The 14,987-nt window shown below is 70.7% G+C and carries 17 protein-coding genes, 1 tRNA gene and 2 pseudogenes; 8 read left to right on the forward strand and 12 right to left on the reverse strand.

The window, feature by feature from the left end; all coding sequences use genetic code 11:
* Positions 1–696 (reverse strand): annotated as a pseudogene (locus ACILQS_RS11550) (hypothetical protein); the annotation flags it as partial.
* A 37-nt stretch (positions 697–733) separates the two neighbouring features.
* Entirely contained in the window at positions 734–1,807 is a 1,074-nt protein-coding gene (locus ACILQS_RS11555) for a FecCD family ABC transporter permease (RefSeq protein WP_395640277.1), read from the reverse strand.
* Positions 1,808–1,839: 32 nt separating this feature from the next.
* Here ACILQS_RS11555 and ACILQS_RS11560 point away from each other — a divergent pair, with 32 nt between their 5' ends.
* Together ACILQS_RS11560 and ACILQS_RS11565 are read left to right on the forward strand one after the other, a co-directional pair.
* Positions 1,840–3,501, forward strand: coding sequence for an ABC transporter ATP-binding protein/permease (locus tag ACILQS_RS11560; protein ID WP_395640278.1), 1,662 nt, complete (start codon positions 1,840–1,842; stop codon positions 3,499–3,501).
* A complete protein-coding gene (locus tag ACILQS_RS11565; RefSeq protein ID WP_395640279.1) occupies positions 3,498–5,219 on the forward strand; it encodes an amino acid ABC transporter ATP-binding/permease protein in 1,722 nt (573 codons plus the stop codon). The genes ACILQS_RS11560 and ACILQS_RS11565 overlap by 4 nt, the downstream gene beginning before the upstream one ends.
* On the opposite strand, the gene ACILQS_RS11570 is transcribed toward ACILQS_RS11565, so the two are convergent.
* The 3 genes from ACILQS_RS11570 to ACILQS_RS11580 are packed head-to-tail and all read right to left on the reverse strand — an operon-like array spanning position 5,165 to position 7,675.
* Positions 5,165–6,220, reverse strand: a complete 1,056-nt coding sequence (locus tag ACILQS_RS11570) for a cation diffusion facilitator family transporter (RefSeq protein WP_395640293.1) — start codon at positions 6,218–6,220, stop codon at positions 5,165–5,167. The two genes, ACILQS_RS11565 and ACILQS_RS11570, sit on opposite strands and share 55 nt — an antisense overlap.
* Before the next feature lie 11 nt (positions 6,221–6,231).
* A complete protein-coding gene (locus ACILQS_RS11575; protein WP_395640280.1) occupies positions 6,232–6,597 on the reverse strand; it encodes an ArsR/SmtB family transcription factor in 366 nt (121 codons plus the stop codon).
* Positions 6,598–6,649: 52 nt separating this feature from the next.
* Positions 6,650–7,675, reverse strand: a complete 1,026-nt coding sequence (locus ACILQS_RS11580; RefSeq protein ID WP_395640281.1) for a GTP-binding protein — start codon at positions 7,673–7,675, stop codon at positions 6,650–6,652.
* A gap of 50 nt (positions 7,676–7,725) precedes the next feature.
* On the opposite strand from ACILQS_RS11580, the gene ykgO reads away from it, so the two are divergent.
* Positions 7,726–7,848, forward strand: coding sequence for a type B 50S ribosomal protein L36 (ykgO, locus tag ACILQS_RS11585; protein ID WP_395640282.1), 123 nt, complete (start codon positions 7,726–7,728; stop codon positions 7,846–7,848).
* Between the two features lie 163 nt (positions 7,849–8,011).
* Here ykgO and ACILQS_RS11590 read toward each other — a convergent pair.
* Positions 8,012–8,083: transfer RNA gene (locus ACILQS_RS11590), tRNA-Arg, on the reverse strand.
* Between the two features lie 27 nt (positions 8,084–8,110).
* On the opposite strand from ACILQS_RS11590, the gene ACILQS_RS11595 reads away from it, so the two are divergent.
* Positions 8,111–8,452: a DUF2200 domain-containing protein gene (locus ACILQS_RS11595; RefSeq protein WP_395640283.1), complete on the forward strand. Its 342-nt coding sequence runs from the start codon at positions 8,111–8,113 to the stop codon at positions 8,450–8,452.
* Between the two features lie 12 nt (positions 8,453–8,464).
* Here the strand turns inward: ACILQS_RS11595 and ACILQS_RS11600 are convergent, their stop codons facing one another.
* From ACILQS_RS11600 to ACILQS_RS11615, 4 genes are all read right to left on the reverse strand, one after another.
* Positions 8,465–9,454 carry a CHAP domain-containing protein gene (locus tag ACILQS_RS11600; RefSeq protein WP_395640284.1) on the reverse strand — a complete coding sequence of 330 codons (990 nt, stop codon included), beginning with the start codon at positions 9,452–9,454 and terminating at the stop codon, positions 8,465–8,467.
* A 95-nt stretch (positions 9,455–9,549) separates the two neighbouring features.
* Positions 9,550–10,047, reverse strand: coding sequence for an HNH endonuclease (locus tag ACILQS_RS11605; protein ID WP_395640285.1), 498 nt, complete (start codon positions 10,045–10,047; stop codon positions 9,550–9,552).
* A gap of 310 nt (positions 10,048–10,357) precedes the next feature.
* Complete coding sequence (locus ACILQS_RS11610) at positions 10,358–11,101, reverse strand: C40 family peptidase (protein WP_395640286.1); 744 nt, start codon at positions 11,099–11,101, stop codon at positions 10,358–10,360.
* A 223-nt stretch (positions 11,102–11,324) separates the two neighbouring features.
* Positions 11,325–12,017, reverse strand: a complete 693-nt coding sequence (locus tag ACILQS_RS11615) for a metal-dependent transcriptional regulator (protein WP_395640287.1) — start codon at positions 12,015–12,017, stop codon at positions 11,325–11,327.
* Positions 12,018–12,075: 58 nt separating this feature from the next.
* Here ACILQS_RS11615 and serC point away from each other — a divergent pair, with 58 nt between their 5' ends.
* Positions 12,076–13,197, forward strand: coding sequence for a phosphoserine transaminase (gene serC, locus ACILQS_RS11620; RefSeq protein WP_395640288.1), 1,122 nt, complete (start codon positions 12,076–12,078; stop codon positions 13,195–13,197).
* A 2-nt stretch (positions 13,198–13,199) separates the two neighbouring features.
* A complete protein-coding gene (locus ACILQS_RS11625) occupies positions 13,200–13,436 on the forward strand; it encodes a DUF2530 domain-containing protein (RefSeq protein ID WP_395640289.1) in 237 nt (78 codons plus the stop codon).
* On the opposite strand, the gene ACILQS_RS11630 is transcribed toward ACILQS_RS11625, so the two are convergent.
* Together ACILQS_RS11630 and ACILQS_RS11635 are read right to left on the reverse strand one after the other, a co-directional pair.
* Positions 13,344–13,886 carry a DUF3027 domain-containing protein gene (locus tag ACILQS_RS11630; protein ID WP_395640290.1) on the reverse strand — a complete coding sequence of 181 codons (543 nt, stop codon included), beginning with the start codon at positions 13,884–13,886 and terminating at the stop codon, positions 13,344–13,346. The two genes, ACILQS_RS11625 and ACILQS_RS11630, sit on opposite strands and share 93 nt — an antisense overlap.
* Positions 13,879–14,259 carry a cold-shock protein gene (locus tag ACILQS_RS11635; protein WP_395640291.1) on the reverse strand — a complete coding sequence of 127 codons (381 nt, stop codon included), beginning with the start codon at positions 14,257–14,259 and terminating at the stop codon, positions 13,879–13,881. Before ACILQS_RS11635 ends, ACILQS_RS11630 begins: the two co-directional genes overlap by 8 nt.
* A 25-nt stretch (positions 14,260–14,284) precedes the next feature.
* On the opposite strand from ACILQS_RS11635, the gene ACILQS_RS11640 reads away from it, so the two are divergent.
* Both ACILQS_RS11640 and ACILQS_RS11645 read left to right on the forward strand, forming a co-directional pair.
* Positions 14,285–14,545, forward strand: coding sequence for a hypothetical protein (locus ACILQS_RS11640; protein ID WP_395640292.1), 261 nt, complete (start codon positions 14,285–14,287; stop codon positions 14,543–14,545).
* Between the two features lie 7 nt (positions 14,546–14,552).
* Positions 14,553–14,987, forward strand: a pseudogene (locus ACILQS_RS11645) (hypothetical protein); the annotation flags it as partial.

Here is a 14,987-nt window from a genome sequence, read left to right on the forward strand (position 1 = left end):
GAGGGTGACGTTCGGGATGCCCTGACCGCCGTATGCCGAGATGCCCGACTCCCCCGAGAAGTAGTAGATCCACGCGGCGTCGTCTCCCGAGGCCGGACGCTCGACGGCGGCGAGCCGCTCCTCGAGGTCGGCCGCGGCCGCGTCGGCGACGTCGGCGGTGTCGAAGATCTGACCGAACCGCCGGATGTCGTCGACGATCGTCGAGAAGTCGACGACGGGCGCGGCGTCGGTGGAGGCGTCGTGTCCGCACTCTCCGGCGACGGAGATGAGCTGGATGCCGGCGGCGGTGACCTGGTCGGCGTCGGCGGTGAAGAGCCCGTAGCCGATGACGGTGTCCGCACCCGAGCCCAGGATCTGCTCGGTCGTGGGGTCGAAGGCATCCACGATGAGGTCGTCCGACGGCGGGGTGGCGAGGTCGGCGCTGAGTGGTGCATCGAATTCGCCCGAACGCGCGACGATGCGATCGGAGACCCCCGCCGCGTCGAGGAGTTCGACAGCGGCGGTGCCGACCGTGAAGACGGCTTCCGGGGCCCGCTCGATGGTCAGCGGCGCACCGCAATCGAGCACCTCGACGGGGTATCCGTCGGCGGCGCCGGCCGGCGCCGTGTCGGGCGTGGCGCAGCCGGCGAGCCCGGCGGTGAGCGCGAAGGCGCCGGCGGCGAGCGCGACGCGGGTGATGACGGGGACGGATGTCATGGTGCTCCTTGGTGATGGTGGTGTTCGGGTGGGTGGTTCAGGGCAGTTCCCGCCGCCTCCGGCGGAACATCAGCAGCATCAGCAACGGAGTGCCGACGAGTGCGGTCAGCACACCGAGGGGGATCTCCCGGGGTGAGAGAGCGGTGCGGGCGAGGGCGTCGGCGACGACGAGTACGAGGCTGCCGATCAGGGCGCTCGCCGGGATGAGGCGGCGGTGCCCGGCTCCGACCAGACGACGCGCCAGGTGCGGAACGATGAGGCCGACGAATCCGACCGCGCCGCTCACCGCGACGGCGGCGGCGATCGAGAGCGCGGCGACGATCGCGACGGCCATCCGCAGCCGGAACGGGTCGACGCCGAGGCTGCGAGCGACGTCGTCACCGAGCCCGATGGCATCGAGGCGACGGCCCCAGATCGTGAAGATCACGATCGCTGCCGTGGTGAGCACCGCCACGACGGCGAGATCGCTCCACGACGCGAGCGACAGGGACCCGAGCGACCAGAACAGCACCGAGCGCACGGCGTCGCGGTTGTCGGAGAGCGCGACGAGGAGGTTCGTGGCGGCGGCGAGGAAGTAGCCGACGATGAGTCCGGCGAGCACGAGGCGCGAACCGCTGAGCTGACGGCCTCCGCCCAGGAGCGCGAGCACCAGCCCGAGCGCCAGCAGGGCGCCGAGGAACGCGCCGCCGGTGGCGCCCAGCACGGCGACGAGCGTTCCCGCACCACCCGCGATGACGGCGGCGGCGCCGAGGGTGGCCCCCGAGGACACGCCGAGGAGGTACGGATCGGCGAGGTCGTTGCGCACGACCGCCTGCAGCGCCGCGCCGGCGGTCGCCAGAGCCGCGCCGACCAAGACTCCCAGCACGACGCGAGGGATGCGCAGCTGCCAGACGACGGTGTCGAGCGCCTCTCCGCGGGGTGCCCCGCCGAGTTGCTCGAGAATGACCCGCGCGACCTCGAGCGGAGGGGTGGGGTATTGGCCGACCCCTACCGAGATGACCGCGACCACGGGCAGCGCGAGGGCGAGCAGCGCGAGGGTCAGGCCGGGGCGAACCGCCGGTCGCCGACCGGGCGTCGTGTTGACGACGCGGGGGTCGGCTTCTACAGTCACAGCGTAATGATAATCATTCTCTTCAAGCCCTCATGACCACCTCCCACCCGCGCCTCGTCGCCCTCTGGCGCGGCCACCGACCGCTCTTCGCCGCCCTCGTGGCACTGCGACTGGTCGTCGGCGCCACCTGGATCGCGCAGGCGATCGCCATGGCGAGCGTCTTCTCGATCCTCGTGAACGAGGGCGACCCCGCCGGCCTCGTCGCGCCGGTCGCCCTCCTGCTGATCGCGCTCGTCACGCGACCCGTCGTGGTGCTTGCCGGGCACGCGGTCGCTCACCGCGCGATGACCGCGGTCAAGCGGGACCTGCGCGTCCGCGCCCTCGGCACGCTCATCCGACGATCGGCGCGTGACCCCCGCGGGCGCAGTGGCAGCGACCACGCGGTCGTCGTCGATGGCATCGAGAACCTCGATTCCTATCTCTCCGCCTACCTCCCGCAGCTCGTCGTCACGATCATCACCGTCGCCGTCGTCGGGACCGTCATGATCGCCCTCGACCCGGTCGCGGGGATCGCGGCCGGTCTCGTCGCCGCGTCCGTGCCCCTCGTGCCAGTGCTCTGGTCACGCCTGCTCGCCCGCCGCGGCGGCGACCACTGGGCCGCCTACCAGGAGCTCCAGGCGGAGTTCGTCGACTCGATGCAGGGGATGACGACGCTCGTCGCGTTCGGTGCCGAGCACCGTCGCGAGCAGCAGCTCGCCGCCGCCTCGCGTTCGCTTCTCGGCCGGACGATCGCGCAGCTGCGCCTCTCGCTCCTCGACTCGGGACTCGCCGCCCTGGCGCTCGTCGGCGCACCCGCCCTCGTGGTGATCCTTCTGGCCGTGCGCGCCGAGCCGCCGTCGGCGATCGCCGCGTTCACCCTCGTGCTGCTCGCGATCGAGCTGGTGCGGCCGCTGCGCGACCTCGCCGCGCTCTGGCACGCCGGCTATCTGGGCACCTTCTCGGGCGCGGCGATCCTCGCGCTGCTCGGGGATGAGACGGCGCCCTCGTCTCCCGGCTCCGACGACGGCGGACAAACGGTGGATGCCATCGCCGTGCGCGATCTCGTGATCAGCCATCCGGATGCCGCCTCGCCCGCGCTCGTCGTCGACGATCTCCGCCTCGCGCCCGGATTGACGGCCATCGTCGGTCGGACCGGCGCCGGAAAGTCGACCCTCGCCGGAGCTCTCGCGGGACTCGTCGTGCCGGCGGCCGGGTCGATCGCCCTCAACGGAGTCGCCGCCGGTCCGGAGCAGCTGCTGCGCTGGGTCGCTCTGGTGCCGCAGGACCCGGCTCTCTTCGGCGGCACGATCGCGGACGAGGTGTCGCGCGGCGCGCGCCCGGGCGCCACCGACGTGACCTCGGCTCTGCTGATCGCGGGCATCGGAACCGACGACGCGAGCCTCGGTCCAGCAACGGCAGTCGGCGAGGGGGGCGCGCTGCTCTCCGGCGGGCAACGGCAGCGGGTCGCCATCGCCCGGGGACTCGCCCAGAACCGGCCGGTGCTCATCCTCGACGAGGCGACCTCGGCGCTCGACCCGGCGAGTGAAGCCGGGCTCCTCACCCGGCTGCGCGCGGCATCCCCCGGCATCCTGATCGCGGTCACGCACCGGCACGCCGTCGCCCGGCTGGCCGACCGCGTGATCGTCGTCGACGACGGGCGGGCCGCCGCCGGCGACCTGCCCGACGAGGTACGGGCCGCACAGGTGAGCGCGTGATCGCGATCCTGCGCCTCGCCTCTCGCCTGCGAGCGCACCTCGCGTCGTTCCTCGTCGTGGTCGGCGCCTCGACAGGCGTGCTCGTCGCCGGCGTGATCGTCGCCTCGGCGTCGTCGGGAGCGGTGAGCTCGCTGATCGGCGATCGGCCGTTCACCGGGTGGGCGGTCGCGCTCCTCATCGGCGTCGTCGCCTCCGCGGGTCTCACCTGGGTGGAGCAATGGGTCGCCCACGTCCTCGCCTACCGGGTGATCGACGCGCTACGCCTCGACGCGCACCGGGCGATCGCTCGGCTCGCGCCCCTCGGCCTCGCGCGACGCACCACCGGCGAGACCGTGGCCCGGGCGATCGGCGACGCGGAGGCGCTCGAATGGTTCTATGCGCACACCGCCGCGCAGGTGCTGGCCGGGATGATCGCGAGCGTCGGGTTCTCGGCCGTCGCCGTCGCCTGGGTGGGGCCGCTCGGACTCCTCGTTCCCCTCGGCCATCTGCTGCTGCTCGTCGTCCCGCTCTCGACCATGCGGCTCGCCCGCAGGCAGGGCGACGCCGCGCGATCCGAGATCGCGGAACTCGGCGCGGTCACGCTCTCGGCGCGGCGCTTCGCCCGGGAGACGCTGCTGCTCGGCGGGCTCGACGCGCTCGCGCGTGATGTCGCCGCGCGCACCGCTCGCATCCAGCGGGTGCGCCGAGGCATCGCCGCGCGACTCGGACTCGAGCAAGCGGCGACGGAGATCGTCGGAGCCGCGCTCCTCCTCGCGGCCCTCGGCCTTGCCGTCGCGGGCGTCTCCGGCGGGCGGCTCGACGCAGCGCTCACTCCGGTCGTCGTCGTCTTCGCCGCGAGTTCGACGTCGGCGGCGCTCGTCGCCTCGACGGCGATCGGACGACTCGGCGAAGTGCGCGCCGCCGCCGCACGTGTCGACGAACTGCTCGACGCCCCGGGAACCCGACCGGGCGACGATGCGACACCGGTGCGCGCCGGATCCGATACCGGCGGCATCCATGTCTCCGGCCTCCACGTGGTCTACCCCGGTGACGATCGCTCGGTGCTCGCGGGCATCGATCTCGCGGTCGCGCCGGGCGAGATCCTCGCCATCGCGGGGCCGAGCGGCGCGGGCAAGACGACGCTCCTCCTCGCCCTCGCGCGGCTGATCCCGACGACCGCCGGGTCGATCGAGATCGGCGCGTCCCCGACGGGGAAGGCCGTCCCTGTCGCTCGGGTAGCTCTGGTCGGCCAGCACGCGCACATCTTCCGAACCACCGTGCGCGACAACCTCCTCGCCCCCGACGCCGACGACGTGGCCGTGTGGGCGGCGCTCGACGCCGTGCAACTCAGCGATCGCGTCCGTTCCGATCCGGAGGAACTCGACGTCGCGTTGCAGGAGGCCGGGGGCGGCTGGTCGGGAGGGGAACGCCAGCGCCTGGGCCTCGCCCGCGGCCTTCTGCGCGGCGCCGCAGTGCTCCTGCTCGACGAGCCGACCGCCGGCCTCGACGCGGCGACGGAGGCGGCCTTCCTCGCCACCCTCCGGGACGTCGCCGTCGATCGCACGGTCGTGATCGTCACCCACCGCGAACCGGTCATGCGCGCGAGCGACCGCGTCGCCCTTCTCGTCGAGGGCCGGATCCTCGACGACGGACCGCACGACGAACTGCGCGCGCGTTCGGCGGCCTACCGCGGCTTGCTCGACGCGAGCGCGGCGGGCGACGATCGCACCGGGGTGTGAGGTCGCAGTTCGAGCCGATCGAGATGCGGCAGTGCTCGTCGCGCGGCGTGCTCCGCGTCATGGACGACCTCTTCGGCGGCGCTGAGAGAGCCGCTCGCCACGCTGAGACGCGCGGAGCCGTGCAGCCGGTGCCCGACCCAGCGCAGTCGGATCTCGGAGACGCCGAGAACGCCGCGAGACCCGCCGAGGGCGCTTTCGAGCCTGTCGACCTTCTCCGGTTCGACCCCATCCATGAGCCGGCGTCCGATGCTGCGTACCGTGCCCACCAACAGGATGAAGATCGCCAGCGAGATCAGCAGGCCGACGAGAGGATCGGCGAGCGGAAAGCCGAACATGACCCCGACCGCACCGCCCACCACGGCGAGCGAGGTGAACCCGTCCGCGCGCGCGTGGACGCCGTCTGCGACCAGGGCCGCCGAGCCGATCCGGCGTCCGACCCGGATCCGGTAGAGGGCCACGAACTCGTTGCCGGCGAAGCCGATGAGACCGGCCGAGAGCACCCACCACAGATTCTGCACCGGTTGCGGATCGAAGAACCGGCGGATGGATTCCGCACCGGCGACGATGGCCGACAGGGCGATCATCGCGACGATGAAGAGGCCGGCGAGATCTTCCGCACGGCCGAACCCGTGAGTGTAGCGACGGGTCACGGCGCGGCGCCCGAGCGCGAAGGCGACCCAGAGCGGCACCGCGGTGAGCGCGTCGGAGAAGTTGTGGATGGTGTCGGCGAGCAGGGCGACCGAGCCGCTGACGACCACGACACCGATCTGCAGAAGAGCGGTGGCTCCGAGCACGATGAGGCTGATCTTCAACGCCCGGATGCCGCGGCGGTTCGACTCGAGCGCGTCATCGATCTGGTCGGCGGCATCGTGGCTATGGGGCGCGAAGAGGCGATGGAGGAACCCTCTGGGGCCCGTCGGGTGCCTGTGGGCTTCGTGCTCATGCTCGTGCTCGCGGCCGTGGCCGTGGCCGTCATGCTCGTGTTCGTGCGCCGGCGGCATCCGCTGGCCGTTCACGACGTCGGGTCCGGCGCGGTGGCGTGGTGGCGGGGGCTGGCGTCGACCGTGTGCTCGGCCTGGAGCAGAGCCGCCGTCACGAGCTGCAGAGCGTGCTCGTCGGCGAGGGCGTAGAACACCGTCGTGCCCTGGCGCCGCGTGGTCACCATCCGGGCCAACCGCAGCTTCGCCAGGTGCTGCGAGACCGCCGCGGGCTGCTTCTCGACGATGTCGGCCAGCCGGGTGACCGACAACTCGCCGGCGCGCAACGCGAGGATCAGCCGGATACGGGTCGCGTCGGCCAGCATCGTGAAGACCTCGACCGCGAGTTCGGCGGAGTTCGAGTCGAGCTCGAGGTCACGTGCTTGCTTATCTACGTGCATACGCAGATATTGTCACACTTCCCCGCGTGCGGACAGGCGGCCTCCGCACCGATCACGTGCTGCGGTCGTTCGCAGAAATCCACGCGGGGAATCTGTCGTCGTAGCCGGCCCAGGCGCGAGGTCCCGCCGCGAGCTCCTCGTCGGTGAGCGTCGCCTGATCCAGCGCGGCGACGAGCCGCTCTCGGTCGAGGTCGAGCCCGATGATCGCGAGTTCCTGCCCGATCGAGAGGAGGTCGTCGCCGTCGGAGAGATCCCCGTCGACCGCCGCGGGCGCCAAGGAGATCGTCCGGCCGACCTGCTCCCAGTGGCCGGTGATCGTCGGACGAGTCGCCAGACGGCAGAACCCCGCCGATCGCACGAGGGTGCCGAAGACCCCGTCCGCCACCCGACCGGTCAGCAATCGAGAGAGCCGCTCCGGGTGGAAGGGCCGGAGGTTCTCGTAGCGGAACGCACTCACCCGCGCATCGGTCATGTACGGGTCGAACTCTTCGTTCAGCACGCACACCCATCCCGCGCGATCCTGATGGGAGAGGTAAGGACGGGGCTCCACGTTCTCGACGAGGTCTCGATGGAGCCGAAGACGGGCGTGGGGGCTCAGGTGATTCACGAGCGCCATCGTGGTGGACAGCTCCGGGGTGCTCAGCCCCGCCCAGTTGACCAGCAACACGGTCGACGCGTACTCGATCTGGGTGACCGTGAGCTGCGCCCGTGCGGCGAACTCGGCGGGTAGGCCGCCCCGCGCGCCGCCGATCTGCACGAAGTCGTCGCGACCGAGGTCGTCGAGGAGGTGCGCGGCATCGATCACGCACACGATGCCCACGAGACGCGCCTCGTCGGCGTCGTCCGCCCAGGTGCCGACGATCTCCGGAGCCGAGACGTCGGTCGGAAGCTCGAGCACCGCGCCGGGCTTGCCCGCCCAACCCGCCAGGATCCTGCCCTCCTCGAGCGCATCCGCGGCGCCCTCCATCGCGCTCGCCGGGAAGAACGCTCGACCCGTGAGGGTCGCGAGCCGCTCGGCGTAGCGGCGTCGCTCGGGTGCGCACGGCCCCACGACGGCGATGACGTCGGTCGGAATCATCGGGGAGGCTCCGCTACTCTGTTGATAACCATTCTCATGAAAGGATAGCCGTGAAAGTACGAGCGTCGATCAAGTCGTTGAAGAACCAGCCGGGGGCACAGGTGGTGCGCCGCCGGGGCAAGGTCTACGTCATCAACAAGCTCAACCCGCGCTACAAGGGTCGACAGGGCTGACCGCCGCCGGAGCGTCCGATCGCCGTGGGCAGCGCGGGATCAGCCGGCGGCCGGCGACGGTCAGGTGGCAAGCGACGCGGGATCTTCTGGCACTGTCGATCACTGAGACTTTGGAGTCTCAATGAGTGCTCCCAGTGGCGATACGCCTCCGGAGAGTAGTCGGTGCCCCTGGAGGGACTCGAACCCCCAACCCTTTCCTTAGGACGGAACTGCTCTTCCATTGAGCTACAGAGGCTGACCGCTCGATTCTAGGCTGGCATCCATGAGCAGGATCTTCACCATGCCCTTCGCGAAGGTGTACCCGCTCTACCTCACGAAGGTCGAGCGCAAGGGCCGCGACCAGGCGCAGCTCGACACCGTCATCCGCTGGCTGCTCCAGATCGACGACGAGACCCTGGCGAAGCACCTCGAGAACGAGACCACCTTCGAGCAACTGTTCGACGAGGTGCAGCTCAACCCGAGTGCCGAGAAGATCACCGGGATGATCTGCGGAATGCGGGTCGAGCAGATCGAGGATCCGCTGATGCAGAAGATCCGCTACCTCGACAAGGTCGTGGATGAACTCGCTCAGGGCAAGGCGATGGAGAAGATCCTGCGCGCCTGACGGCGCCGAAGGTCAGCTGCCCGGCGGGTAGAGGTAGTACGCGCCGCTCGCGGGGATGATCCGCTGACCGTAGCCGTGGTCGGTGGCGTAGTTGTATTCCTCGAGCGCGACGCTGCCGTCGGGCATGATGCCCGAGACGTAGGCGACGTGGTTGCCGCCCGGGAACCACGCGACGGCGCCGGCGACCGGGACGCTGCTCGTCGTCCAGCCGTGGCGCTCCCACTCGCGCTTCCAGGCGAACGCGCTGCCCTGGGCGAGGTTCGACCAGACCCACGCATACGGAGCCGAGGTGGTGCCGGCGTCGCGGTTCATACGCCAGGCGACGAAGTCGACGCACTCGCGGTAGTAGTAGTTGAGCGGCGACAGGCCGCCGCCCTGCGGACGCGTGAGCTGGTCGGGCCACGGGTAGTCGTCACCCATCTCGCGCGCTCCGGAGGCGAGGTAGGCGGCGAGGTTCTGCTGCCGGATCGCGTCAGCGTAGAGCCGGCGGAGGTCGGCGGCGCTCGTCGTGGCGTAGCCGTCGCGGATGAGCGTCGACGCGTCGGTGGTGGCCGCCGTGATCTCGAGCGTCTGCCCGTCGAGCGGTTCGGCGTTCTCGACGAGCCCGTTCTGGTCGGCGAAGGCGGGGAGGGTCAGCGAGGCGAAGAGTCCGACGACGACGGTCATGACACCGGCGCTGCTCAGCTTGCGGCGCAGACTCGTCTTCGGCGCGCGGGCGACGTCGGCGCGGATGGCATCCCGACCGCGGGGACGCGTGACCTTCGCACGAACGCGGGTGGCGGCGCGGGCAGCAGGGCGGGCCGACGACTCATCCGGCCGGTAGCCGCCGGCTTCGCGCATCGCGCGGCGCGACGTGAAACCGGGCGTCTCGCTGGCGACGACCTCGCGCGAGGGCGACGCGTTTTCGGGGAGGGGTGACGGCTGAGCGAGCGAGGAACGAGAATCCGCATCCAGCTCGCCGAAGAGTCCCGCGAAAGAGTCGGGGTACTCGCTATCCGTCACGTTGCAATTGCCTCCGGGTCAGCGACCTTTCGACCATACGCGAAGGTGGCTGAGAAGTCACAGTGAGATAACGGCGGGTCGACGATCGCGCGCAGCTACGCCGCCGGCGCGAGGAACTCGTCCCACTGCGGCTCGGTGCGCTCGACCCCGCGCACGAGCCACGAGGTGCCGTGCGGGGCACGCGGGATGACGCGCAGCGACCAGCCCATCTCCTGCGGCGTGCGGTCGCCCTTCACGTTGTTGCACTTCAGGCAGCACGCGACGAGGTTCTCCCAGGAGTCGGCACCCCCGCGCGAGCGCGGCATCACGTGGTCGATCGTCGTCGCGCCCGACGCGCAGTACGCGCAGCGCTGCCCGTCGCGGCGCAGCACTCCGCGGCGCGACACCGGCACGTTGCGCCCCGACGGCACCTTCACATAGCGACGCAGGATGATGACGGAAGGCCGATCCCACTCCCCCGAGGTGCCGATCACCGGATGCTCGGCGTCGCTCGCGATGATCGCGGCCTTGCCGCAGAGCACGAGCACGAGCGCTCGCTTGAACGACACGACGGCGAGCGGCTCGTAACCGGCGTTGAGGACCAAAGTTCGCACGACAGGATCTCCTCTCGAAGGCGCCTGCACGGCTTGCAGGCATTCGACTCCCCGCTCAGACGCGGATCAGGAGGAGCAAACAAAAAGGCGCCGTCGCGAACGACAGCGCCTTACTGAACCGGAACGTGACAGTGCACGACCGGCCGGATGCTGCGCCGTATGCGGAACAGCGCGCGCGCATCCTTGGTGGGGATGCTGCTCGCGTACCGCATACGACTCTCCTGGATCCTCGAGTGACCGAGGGCTCCAGGCTAACCCGGGAATCTGCACCAGCCGGTTACGGCTCGATGAAGATTCCCGGGTGCGGGGATCAGATGCCGACGCGCACGAACCAGTAGTTGCCCCACGGCCGGCTGATCTTCACGCCGGTCGCCGGAGTACCGGCGTGGATCATCGTGCCGTCGCCGAGGTAGATGCCGACGTGACCGCCGCCGTCGGTGACGACCAGATCGCCGGCCATCGCCGCCTCAGGCGCGATGGCCGTGTAGCGGCCCTGGGCGCTCGAGGAGTGGGGCAGCGCGATGCCGACGTGGGCGAAGACGAACTGCGTGAAGCCCGAGCAGTCGAAGCCCGCCGGGCTCGCGCCCCCGTAGACGTAGGGCGACCCGAGGTACTGCATCGCGATCGAGACGATCGTCGACGGGTCGTAGTTCGGATACGGCGGGTTGGCCAACAGGTCGCGCACCGTCGGACCGCCGTAGGACGCCATGCGGGCGGCTTGGGCGACGCGGGCGAGCTCCGCCGCGGAGGTGGTGGTGTAGCCGTCGAGACCGGTCACGGCGGCGGGTTCGACCGCCGGGGCGACCTCGAGGCTCTGCGCTTCCGCGGCCTTGTAGGTCTCGAGTTCGCCGGTGGACGCGTGCGCGGCATCCGCCGAGCGGTACGCATAGGCCGGAAGCGCGACGGTGCAGAAGATCGCCGGCACCGCCACCCCCATCACGAAGAGGGGGAGCAGACGTGGTCGCGGGCGCGCGAACGCCCGGGGGGTTTCGGACGGGGGGATCGAGTTGGCCGGGTCGAGATCGACGTCCGGCCCCGTGGGGCTAGAGAACAATGAGAGACTCCCGCGCCGCACCGCACTCTCCGCGGCCCCATCCCTGTCGTATTCACGTCGCGCGGCAGAGGATGGGGGACGAGGCGCCCTGCAACGCGGCCTCCGACCGGCTAGGGGTTGGTCGAGAGGACTCGATGACTATACGCATCCGAACCCGGAAGACAACTCGACATCCCGCTCACCGAGCGTTCTCCCCCCGAACGGGGATCACCGCGTGTCGGCGTCAGTTCGCGACGTAGACGTGCGTGGCGACCTCGGCGGGCAGTTCCAGCCCCTCGCCGAACCCCTCGACCCGCACGAGCACGTAGCCGCCCGCGGCTGCGATCGTCGCCTCGGCACCGGGCAGAACCCCGGCGGCCCGCAATTGCTCGAGCAGCTCGGGCTCGAACTGCACCGGCTCGCCCAGACGCTTGATGGTCACCGCGATCGAGCCGTCGACTCCGCGCACCCGCTCGACGATGTTCACGACACCCTCGAGGAAGGGACGGGCCGCCGATCCCCCGATCTCTTCGAGTGCCGGAATCGGGTTGCCGTACGGCGACTCGGTCGGGTGGCCGAGCACCTCGAGCAGCCGGCGCTCGACCTGCTCGCTCATCACGTGCTCCCACCGGCAGGCCTCGTCGTGGACGAGGCTCCAGTCGAGGCCGATCACGTCGTGCAGCAGGCGCTCTGCGAGGCGGTGCTTGCGCATGACGTGCAGCGCGCGCGTGCGACCCTCGGGGGTGAACTCCAGGTGGCGGTCGCCCTCGACGCGCACGAGACCGTCGCGCTCCATGCGTCCGATGGTCTGCGACACGGTAGGCCCGGAATGCCCGAGGCGCTCGGAGATGCGCGCGCGCAGCGGGATGATGCCCTCTTCTTCGAGGTCGTAGATCGTGCGCAGGTACATCTCGGTCGTGTCGACGAGATCGGTCATGGTGGTGGCCCTCCCAGAAGTCTCCAGCCTACCTTTCGGTGGCCCGTAGAATCTGGACGTGCCGAACGTCGAGATCCCCCGGAACCTCCTTCCCCTGGACGGCCGGTTCGGCTGCGGACCCTCGAAGGTGCGCCCCGAGCAGATGGCTCACCTGCAGGCGCACGCCCACCTCCTCGGCACGTCGCACCGCCAGGCTCCGGTGAAGGATCTGGTGGGTCGCGTGCGCTCCGGCCTCGCCGATCTGTTCGCGATCCCCGACGGCTACGAGGTGCTGCTCGGCAACGGCGGGTCGACCGCCTTCTGGGACATGGCCGCCTTCTCGCTGATCGAGAAGCGCAGCGAGAACCTGGCCTTCGGCGAGTTCGGGGCGAAGTTCGCCGCCGCCGCGGCCGCGCCGTTCCTCGAGGCGCCCCACGTCATCCAGGTGCCCGGCGGACAGCGCGCGGATGTCGAGGTGCTCGACGGCATCGACCTCTACGCCTGGACCCACAACGAGACCTCGACCGGCGTCATGGCGCCCGTGACGCGGGTGCACGGCGACCCCGGCGCCCTCACCGTCATCGACGCGACGAGCGCCGCGGGCGGCGTGCTGATCGACGCGGCCGAGACGGATGTCTACTACTTCGCCCCGCAGAAGAACTTCGCCAGCGACGGCGGCCTGTGGTTCGCCCTGGTCTCCCCCGCCGCGATCGAGCGCATCGAACGCATCGCGGCGAGCGACCGCTACATCCCCGAGATCCTCAGCCTGAAGAACGCCGTCGACAACAGTCGTCTCGACCAGACCCTCAACACCCCCGCCCTCGCGACGCTGCTGCTGCTGGAGAGCCAGCTCGCGTGGATGAACGGCAACGGCGGCCTCGCCTGGGCCGACGCGCGCACGAAGGAGTCGTCGGGTCTGCTCTACGCCTGGGCGGATGCGGCACCGTTCGCGACGCCGTTCGTGGCGAACCCGGCCGACCGTTCGCAGGTGGTCGCGACGATCGACTTCGACGACTCGGTCGACGCCGCCGCCGTCGCGAGGACGCTGCGGGCGAACGGCATCGTCGACACCGAGCCGTACCGCAAGCTCGGCCGCAACCAGCTGCGCATCGCGACGTTCACCGCGATCGAGCCGGATGACGTGCGCGCCCTGATCGCGTCGATCGACTGGGTGCTCGAGCACGCCGCCGTTACGGTGTGACCGTGCGCCTCTTCCTGAAGGACTCCGAGCGGCGGCCCGACCCGGCCCCGGTCAAGACGGACGACCGCAAGGTCGTGCTCGTCGGGCTCGTGCTCTGGATCATCGCGCTCGGCGTGATGCTCGTGCTGCTGGCCCAGCTGCAGGAGTCAGGACTCGTCTGGCTGCTCTGGACCGTCGTCGGCGGGCTCGTCCTCGGACTCGTCCTGCTCGTCTACACCGCTCGCCGCCACTCCGACTAGCTCGTCGTCGAGGTCGAAGTCGATCCCCTCGTGGGGGTCGACGCCGAGGTCGTCGTCATCGCCGAGACCGTACTCGTCGTCGTCCTCGTCCGTCTCGTCGTCATCCGCTTCATCGGTGAGGTCGGCGTCATCCGCGTCGGCCGCGAGCGCGAGTTGGGCCGCGCGGTAGTCTTCGAGCCGCTCCGCCCACGGCACCCAGTCGGGCGCGAGCAAGGCGCCGTCGCCGGGCATGAGCTCGGCCTCCATGACGGTGGGCTCCTCGCCGGGGATCTCGGCGACGCTGACCGACCAGTGCCACCCCGGGTACCCCGACAGGGTGGAGGCGAAACTCAGCTGGGCGACGCCGTCCTCGGTCGCGGTGCTCTCGAGCAGGGCACCGACGGTGCCGGGCGGGCTGATCTCGGCGAGCGCCGCGCGGGCGACCGTCTCCTGATCGAGCACGTCAGGCATCCAAGTCGTCGGCGACCTTGCGCAGCACGGCGGCGATCTTCGCGCCGTGCGTCTTGTCGGGGTAGCGCCCGTGGCGCAGCCCGGTGCCGATGGAGTCGAGGAGCTTCACGAGATCTTCGACCACGATCGCCATGTCGTCGGCGCTGCGGCGGTTGCGCTGGCCGAGCGTGACGGGCGTCTCGAGCACGCGGACCGAGAGGGCCTGAGCCCCCTTCTTGCCGTCGGCGATGCCGAACTCGAGACGGGAGCCGGCCTTGACGACGGCGCCCGTGGGCAGTGCGGAGGCGTGCAGGAACACTTCGGTGCCATCGTCGGAGGCGATGAACCCGAATCCCTTGTCCTCGTCGTAGAACTTGACCCGACCGGTGGGCATGGCGACTGACCTCTATCCTTGAGCCGTGGCGAATGACACCCCGGTACCCCTCAATCGTATCGAACGCATCCTGCGGAACATGATCGCGTCCGCCGCGGGCCTCTCGATCCTCGCCATCATCGCCACGATCGTCGGAAACCTGTCGGGCGTGAACACCCGCGAAGGCATCTGGCTCACCGTCACCGTGCTGCCGTTCGTCGGTCTGACGATCGCGTTCCTGCTCATCGTCGCCTTCCTCGTCGTCAGCGTCGTGCGCCGCCGTCGGCTGGCGCAGAACGGCGGCTAGCGACCGGATGGTCGCCAGCGGATCCGCTCTGGCGCTCGCGGCCCGGCTGCGCGCTCTCGACGACGACGCGCTCGCCCGGCTGGTGACCCAGCGCCAGGTGCGGGATGCCGGCATCCGCGACTTCTTCGACCTCGCCGAAGCCCTCCTCGACCGCACGTCGGTGCAGGGCGCCCTCGAACGGCTCGACCGCGGCATCCTCGCCCTGCTCGCGGTCGCGGGGGAACTCGCCGAAGGTCCGGGCGCACCGACCGCCGAGCAGCTCGCCGCCCGGCTCGAGATCCCGGTCGCCGAGGTGCGCGAACGCCTCGCCGTCGCCGTCGACGCCGGGCTGGTGGGCGCCGAGTCGGGGCGATACGCCCCGTGGGATGCCGTCGTCGAGCAGTTGCGCGCCTGGCCCGCGTTCGGGCTGCCGGCGAGCCGCGACCTGGAATCCTCGTCGCCG

It is taken from the genome of Pseudolysinimonas sp. (assembly GCF_044239695.1).
Classification (GTDB): domain Bacteria; phylum Actinomycetota; class Actinomycetes; order Actinomycetales; family Microbacteriaceae; genus Pseudolysinimonas_A.

Coding starts and splice junctions, on each gene's coding strand:
- ACILQS_RS11630 (WP_395640290.1), bottom strand. CDS start 13,886: ATGCCTGACGTGCTCGATCAGGAGACGGTCGCCCGCGCGGCGCTCGCC.
- ACILQS_RS11580 (WP_395640281.1), bottom strand. CDS start 7,675: ATGATTCCGACCGACGTCATCGCCGTCGTGGGGCCGTGCGCACCCGAG.
- ACILQS_RS11560 (WP_395640278.1), top strand. CDS start 1,840: ATGACCACCTCCCACCCGCGCCTCGTCGCCCTCTGGCGCGGCCACCGA.
- ACILQS_RS11570 (WP_395640293.1), bottom strand. CDS start 6,220: ATGCCGCCGGCGCACGAACACGAGCATGACGGCCACGGCCACGGCCGC.
- ACILQS_RS11595 (WP_395640283.1), top strand. CDS start 8,111: ATGAGCAGGATCTTCACCATGCCCTTCGCGAAGGTGTACCCGCTCTAC.
- ACILQS_RS11635 (WP_395640291.1), bottom strand. CDS start 14,259: ATGCCCACCGGTCGGGTCAAGTTCTACGACGAGGACAAGGGATTCGGG.
- ACILQS_RS11575 (WP_395640280.1), bottom strand. CDS start 6,597: ATGCACGTAGATAAGCAAGCACGTGACCTCGAGCTCGACTCGAACTCC.
- ACILQS_RS11615 (WP_395640287.1), bottom strand. CDS start 12,017: ATGACCGATCTCGTCGACACGACCGAGATGTACCTGCGCACGATCTAC.